This is a genomic window from Bradyrhizobium hipponense (assembly GCF_008123965.1).
In the GTDB taxonomy this organism is placed as follows: Bacteria; Pseudomonadota; Alphaproteobacteria; order Rhizobiales; family Xanthobacteraceae; genus Bradyrhizobium; species Bradyrhizobium hipponense.
Genome location: NZ_VSTH01000192.1, coordinates 36,827 through 43,530 on the forward strand (window position 1 = coordinate 36,827; position 6,704 = coordinate 43,530).

Here is a 6,704-nt window from a genome sequence, read left to right on the forward strand (position 1 = left end):
ATTATGATGCCGTCCGGCAGCGCAGACATTTCGTCGATCCTCGACCGCATTCTCAATGCGGCGGCGGACAATCTCAGGATCGCGAAGATTTTCGTCCAGATGGGCCTCGATCCCGACAACATCACCTATGACGCGCTGTTCAATCGGATACTGGAGATCGTGGTCCACAACATCACGTTTGCCAATCTGTTCGCCGCGGTCGGCGCCGGCTTCTTCGTCGCCACCCTGCTGATGCGGACGATGGTGCCGCTGCGCGTCGCCAACATGATCGGCTGCGCGTTCTTCGCCCTTTTCGGCGCGCTCTCCGCGAATGTCTCGACGTTCCTGCTGTATCTCTTATTGCTTCCGATCAACGCCTTGCGCCTGCGGCAAATGCTCAAGCTCGTCAAGAAGGCGCGCCATGCCGCCGAAGGCGACATGTCGATCGAGTGGCTGAAGCCGTTCATGACCGAACGGAAATATCGCCGCGGCGACACGCTCTTCAAAATGCGCGATCCGGCGAATGAAATGTTTCTCACGGTTACCGGCAAGTTCCTCGTCAAGGAAATCAACATCGAGATTTTGCCGGGAACTCTCATGGGAGAACTGGGCTTCCTCACGCCGGATAACCGGCGAACCGGAACGGTCGAGTGCATCGAAGACGGTCAGGTCTTGACGATCACCTATGACCGGTTGCTCGAGATCTACTTCCAGGATCCGCAATTCGGCTACTACTTCCTGGTCCTCACCAGCCAGCGCCTGCTGCAAAACATCCAGCGTTTGCAGGACCAGCTGAGCGCTGAACGAGCCGCGACCACGAACAGGATCGCATGATCGGCGCGAGCGACCCGGCGTCGCCGCTCAGCTCAGCAGCAGCGCCATGCCAGGATCGCCCTTCTCCATCGCGCGCTGGTAGCCCGGACGGGCGCCGACGCGGCCGAGATATTTGACCACGTTCGGACATCGCGCGAGATCGTAGGCCTGGAAGTAGCGCATCGTGGTGAGCGAGAAGCCCATCATGATGTCGGCGGTGGTGAAGCCGCTGCCGGCCAGATATTCGGCGGCGCCCACCCTGGCATCGACGAGATCGAAGGCCCGATCGACGCGCGCCTTGATCGCAAGCAGCATCGGATTGTCCTCGGCGAGCTTGAGCCGGTTCAGAAGCATCAGCCGGCCCATACCAGCTTGCAGCGTGCCGTTGGCGAAGTGAAACCAGTACAGGAACTGCGCGAAGTCGGGATCATCCGGGCGCTTCACGAGGCGGCCGTTGCCGTATTTGGCAATGATGTAGTCGACGATGGCGCCGGATTCGGCGAGCATGAGATCGCCGTCGGCAATGACCGGTGCCGCCCCGATCGGATGTAGCGCCTTGTACTCGGCCGGCGCCAGCATAGTCAGGGGATCGCGCGTATAGCGCTTCAGCTCATAGGGAATGTCGAGCTCCTCGCAGAGCCAGACGATGCGCTCGGATTGCGATTTGCCGAGATGATGGACGGTGAGCATGGCGCCTCCTGCGACATTTGCCTGTCGGGCGAAACACCGCATTGTTTCTACGGCTTGGCAAAGGCCGTCAACTTTCGCCGTGCACAGACGCAGCGCAGAGCGGCGCCCTGCCCCGCTTCTGCCGGCTTGAGGTCTTAGCGGCAGCGCCGGCGTCGGGTTGATGACTTCCCAGATCAGGCCAGTGGCGCTGAGCCGCACGATCACATAGCCGCTGACGGTATGGATCGACCGGTAAAAGGAAGATTCGCCGCAAAACCGCCCCAAAAACCGAATGGTAACCATGACGGGGTAGGGTAATCACGTGACCAATTCTCCGACGATCCTGGTGTTCGATTCCGGCCTTGGCGGGCTCACGGTGCTGCGTGAGGTCGTGGCTGCGCGCCCGGATGCGCATTACGTTTACGTGGCCGACGACGCCTTCTTTCCCTACGGCCACCACAGCGAGGACGAGATCATCGCCCGTGTGGTGCCGCTGATGGGCGAACTGATCGGCACACATGATCCTGACCTCGTCGTCATCGCCTGCAACACAGCCTCCACCTTGGTCCTATCGCACCTGCGCGCCGTTTATTCCGTGCCCTTCGTCGGCACGGTGCCGGCGATCAAGCCGGCCTGCGCCCACTCGAAGAGCCGCCGCGTCTCGGTGCTTGGCACCAAGGGCACGGTGAAGCGCGAGTACACCCGCGCGCTGATCCGCGACTTCGCCCAGGGTTGCGAGGTGACGCTGGTGGGCTCGCCCGAGCTCGCCTCGCTCGCAGAACGCGCGCTCGGCGGCGATACGATCAGCGACGGCGCCATTCTGGCCGAGCTCTCCCCCTGCTTCGTCGGCGATCCCGCCGACGCAGGCGCGCGCACGGATACGGTGGTGCTCGCCTGCACGCATTACCCGCTGCTGCTCGAGCGCTTGACGCGGCTTGCGCCCTGGCCGGTCGACTGGATAGATCCGGCACCTGCGATCGCCCGCCGCGTCTCGGACCTGCTCGGCTCGCACATCGGCGGCATCGTGCAGTCCGGCGCCGAGATGATCTTCACCTCGAACCGCGTGCATGGTCTCGGCGCAGCCCTGACGCCGTTCTTCGGCGGCCGCGTGCCGGCCTGACTTTGCGCGCCGGCGGCGCGCTGCTAGGCTCTGCCATCGTCATCTGCCTGCAGGTTTCTCCCATGTCGGCTCCGACTACGCCGCTCAACCGTCTGCGCCAATTGTGGCGCGAGGGCCGCCCTGCCTTCGGCGCAATCGCGACCATCCCGAGCGTGCAGACCGTGCAGATCATGGCGCGCTCGCTCGACTGGATCATCGTCGATCTCGAGCATGGGCCGATCGGCCTGACCGAAGCGCACGCGATGATCGCGGCGACGACGGGCACGCCCTGCATGCCGCTGGTGCGGATCGCGGCGAACGAGCCTTGGCTTGCTAAGGCCCCAATGGACATCGGCGCCTTCGGCATCAACTTTCCGATGATCACCAATCGCGCCGAGGCCGACAAGGCGGTGCGCAGCGTGCGTTATCCGCCGCGCGGTGACCGCCTCTGGGGGCCTTTCCACGCGCCGTTCCGCTGGGGACAGTCAATGCCCGACTACATGGCCGGCGCCGACGACGAGATGATCTGCATGATCACCATCGAGCATGTCGATGCCGTCAACCGCATCGACGAGATCATGGCCACCCCTGGCATCGACGTCGCGGTGATCGGCCCCGGCGACCTTGCCACCTCCATCGACAAGCGCGGCCAGATGGACGATCCGAAGCTCCTGGAGCTGATCGCGCGCGCCGAAGCCGGCATCCTCAAGAGCGGCGTGCCGATCGGTGGCGTGGCGCGCACCGCCGAACAGGCCAACGCCCTGGTCGACCGCGGCTACCGCGCGATCGCGCTCGGCTTCGACTGGTCGTTATTCCAGCGCGGCATCCTGGCGGCGTTCGAGGGGATCAAGCGCTAAGCAGTTGCGGCCAGTCTTGCCGGGAACCGCTGCGCTGCCAGGGTCGGCCGTTCCAGGGAGTTCAAGACGCCAAGACCAATTCCGATAAGCCATTGAAAATCATGAGAATTTTCATCGTGACAGGTCCAAAACGCTGGCGACGCCAGCGCCCTCATGATGCGGCGAACCGACTGGCCCCAAGCCGGTTGGTTCATGCTAGAGCAGGCGGCGAGCGGAGAAGCCCCTCGCTGCACATATTTTAATCCCGCAGGAACCAGAGAACGATGCGCGGTCAACCGAAGAACATTTCGCTGCCGCGCCGCCTCATCGTCGACCTCATGCGCGCCTCGATGGGCGTGCCTTTCGTCTCGCTGTCCCGCCCGCTCCGTATCCGCTCCCTGCTCGAGGCCCGCGCTGGCGCGGCCGTACCGGCCGGCTGGGCCGCGATGTTCGTCAAGGCTTTCGCCCTGGTTGCCCGGGATGAGCCGATCCTGCGCACGGTCTACGCTAAGTGGCCGTGGCCGATGCTCTACGAGCTTCCAAAGAGCGTGGCGTCGATAGCCATCGCCCGGATCGAGGACGGCGAGGAATGCGTGCTGCCGCAGCGAATCGCGGCCCCGGAGGCCCTGCCCCTGGCTGAGGTCGACGCCCTGATCCGGCACGCCAAGACGGCGCCGATCGAGGACGTCCCCATGTTTCGCAAGATCATGCGGGCGACCCGGCTGCCGCTGCCGCTGCGGCGCCTGTCCTGGGCGATCGGCCTGAATTTCGGCCGACAGCGAGGGAACTGGTTCGGCAGCTTCTCGGTGACCTCGGTGGCCGCCTATGGCGGCGGCGAGCTCCAGGCCATCACGCCGGGCCCTTTCATCGTCAGCTACGGAGCGGTGGCGCCGGACCAGACCATCCATGTCGTGATCCGCTGGGACCATCGGGTCACTGACGCCGCCCCGATCGCCCGGGTCCTAACCCGGCTGGAACAGGTGCTGAACACTGAAATCGCTACCGAATTGCGCGCGGCCGGACCGAAGTCGGTTCGGGCGGTCAGGACCTGATTTCGCGGCTATTCTCATTGACAGCACGCCCCAAACTCTCCTAAAAGCCGCCTGCTCGCGGGCCGATTTCGGCCCGCGAAGCGTTTCGCGACCCGTGGTCCTGTCCCTTCCAGCTTTGGGGATCGGACCTGTCGGTGCCGGGCATAGCCCGTCACACAGGAGGGCGCGTTTCCTCAAACCATGAACCGACAGAGGACGCGATGACTAAGCGCAGTGAGGCGAAGTACAAGATCGATCGCCGTATGGGCCAGAACATCTGGGGCCGCCCGAAGAGCCCCGTCAATCGCCGCGAGTACGGCCCCGGCCAGCACGGCCAGCGCCGCAAGGGCAAGCTCTCGGACTTCGGCGTGCAGCTGCGCGCCAAGCAGAAGCTGAAGGGCTATTACGCCAACATCAGCGAGCGTCAGTTCCACGGCGTCTATGTCGAGGCGAGCCGCCTCAAGGGCGACACCGGCGAGAACCTGATCGGCCTGCTCGAGCGCCGTCTCGACGCGGTCGTGTACCGCGCCAAGTTCGTCTCCACGATCTTCGCCGCGCGCCAGTTCATCAACCACGGCCACATCAAGGTGAACGGCCGCAAGGTCAACATCTCGAGCTACCAGCTCAAGGTCGGCGACGTGATCGAGGTCAAGGAAGCCTCCAAGCAGCTCGCCCATGTGCTCGAAGCCAGCCAGCTCGCCGAGCGCGACACTCCCGACTATCTCGAAGTCGACCACGGCAAGATGACCGCGAAATACATCCGCATCCCCGGCCTCTCCGACGTGCCGTTCCCGGTGCAGATGGAGCCGCATCTGGTCGTCGAATTCTATTCGCGCTGATAGCTCGGAAGATCGATATTCAAAGGCCCCGGTTTTTCCGGGGCCTTTTTCGTTTGAGGCAGCCTCTCCATCCCACGATCCCCCTGTGCTACAGTCGCGATCGATGGAGATTGATCATGACGCGTCCTCTCGACGAGGCCTTTGACAAGGTTGATGATCGGCCTCCACTACAGCTGACAACAATGGAAGAGGCCGAACTAGAAGAGGCAGAAGCTGAAATCGCCCGCGGCGAGTTAGCCTGTGCCGACGAAGTTCGCGCCATGTGGAAGAAACACGGTTTGTGATGCTCTACACCCCTCCCCCCGTCGATTCCAAGGCGCCGCCGGTGCGCATCAATTTGCTTTCGGACACGCAGACGAAGCCGACGGCGGCGATGCGCGAGGCGATGGCGCGGGCGGAGGTCGGCGACGAACAGGTCGGCGACGATCCGACCGTGAATGCGCTGTGCGAGCGCGTCGCCGGGCTGCTCGGCAAGGAGGCCGCCGTGTACATGCCGTCCGGCACGATGTGCAACGTCACGGCGACGCTGGTGCATTGCCGTCCCGGCGACGAGATTCTCGCCCATGAGAGCGCGCACATCATCGCGCGCGAGGGCGGCGCGCACGCCGCGATCGGCGGCTTTCAGGTCACGCAATTGAAGGGACCCGACGGCCAATTCACACCGGAAACCCTGCGCAAGGCGCTGCACCCCCGCACCCGCTACCAGCCGCCGCAGACGGTCGTCAGCGTCGAGCAGACCGCCAATATCGGCGGCGGCACGATCTGGAAGAAGGCCGCGCTGGACGAGATCGTTGCCATCGCGAAGCAACACGGCCTCGTCACCCACATGGACGGCGCGCGCCTGCTGAACGCCACGGTGGCAACCGGCATCTCTCCGCGCGACATGACCGCGGGCTGGGATTCGGCGTGGATCGACTTCTCGAAGGGCCTCGGCGCACCGATTGGCGGCGTGCTCACGGGCTCGCGCGCGTTCATCGACGCGGTCTGGCAGTGGAAGCAGCGCCTCGGCGGCTCGATGCGGCAGGCCGGAATTTGCGCGGCCGCCTGTATCTACGCGCTCGACCACCACGTCGACCGTCTCGCCGACGACCACGCCAACGCGCGCGCCCTGGCGCGCGGGCTGTCTCAGATCGCGGGCGTGGAAGTGCAGGAGCCCGAGACCAATCTCGTGTTCTTCAAGCCCGACGGCGCCGGCATTCCCGGCGACAAGATGGTCGCCGCGCTCCGCCAGCGCGGCGTGACGCTCGCGATGATGGACGGCCGCATCCGCGCCTGCACGCATCTCGATGTCAATGCGAACCAGATCGAGGAGACGATCGGCCACATCAGAGAGATCGTGCGCGGGGCCTGAGTCCCGTAGCCCGGATGGAGCGTAGCACAATCCGGGATTCTCGCCGAGCGGATGGATTCCCGGATTTCGCTTCGCTCCATCCGGGCT

The 6,704-nt window shown here is 64.5% G+C and carries 8 protein-coding genes; 7 read left to right on the forward strand and 1 reads right to left on the reverse strand.

Features of this window, described 5'->3' with window-relative positions:
- Positions 1-6: 6 nt before the first annotated feature.
- Positions 7-813, forward strand: a complete 807-nt coding sequence (locus FXV83_RS39140) for a Crp/Fnr family transcriptional regulator (protein ID WP_148745388.1) — start codon at positions 7-9, stop codon at positions 811-813.
- 27 nt (positions 814-840) lie between these two features.
- On the opposite strand, the gene FXV83_RS39145 is transcribed toward FXV83_RS39140, so the two are convergent.
- Positions 841-1,482 (reverse strand): glutathione S-transferase family protein, encoded by a 642-nt coding sequence (locus FXV83_RS39145; protein ID WP_148745389.1) that lies wholly within the window; start codon positions 1,480-1,482, stop codon positions 841-843.
- Positions 1,483-1,783: 301 nt separating this feature from the next.
- Here FXV83_RS39145 and murI point away from each other — a divergent pair, with 301 nt between their 5' ends.
- The 6 genes from murI (at position 1,784) to FXV83_RS39170 (ending at position 6,617) form a co-directional block, all read left to right on the forward strand.
- Positions 1,784-2,581: a glutamate racemase gene (gene murI / locus FXV83_RS39150; protein WP_148745390.1), complete on the forward strand. Its 798-nt coding sequence runs from the start codon at positions 1,784-1,786 to the stop codon at positions 2,579-2,581.
- A 62-nt stretch (positions 2,582-2,643) separates the two neighbouring features.
- Positions 2,644-3,417, forward strand: coding sequence for an HpcH/HpaI aldolase family protein (locus FXV83_RS39155; protein ID WP_148745391.1), 774 nt, complete (start codon positions 2,644-2,646; stop codon positions 3,415-3,417).
- Between the two features lie 263 nt (positions 3,418-3,680).
- The gene (locus tag FXV83_RS39160; RefSeq protein WP_148745392.1) at positions 3,681-4,448 is read left to right on the forward strand and encodes an acyltransferase; all 768 of its coding nucleotides are present in this window, start codon (positions 3,681-3,683) and stop codon (positions 4,446-4,448) included.
- 200 nt (positions 4,449-4,648) lie between these two features.
- Positions 4,649-5,266, forward strand: a complete 618-nt coding sequence (gene rpsD / locus FXV83_RS39165; RefSeq protein WP_148745393.1) for a 30S ribosomal protein S4 — start codon at positions 4,649-4,651, stop codon at positions 5,264-5,266.
- A gap of 116 nt (positions 5,267-5,382) precedes the next feature.
- A complete protein-coding gene (locus FXV83_RS43310) occupies positions 5,383-5,550 on the forward strand; it encodes a hypothetical protein (RefSeq protein WP_187436470.1) in 168 nt (55 codons plus the stop codon).
- Positions 5,550-6,617 carry a threonine aldolase family protein gene (locus tag FXV83_RS39170; protein WP_148745394.1) on the forward strand — a complete coding sequence of 356 codons (1,068 nt, stop codon included), beginning with the start codon at positions 5,550-5,552 and terminating at the stop codon, positions 6,615-6,617. The genes FXV83_RS43310 and FXV83_RS39170 overlap by 1 nt, the downstream gene beginning before the upstream one ends.
- Positions 6,618-6,704 lie beyond the last annotated feature (87 nt).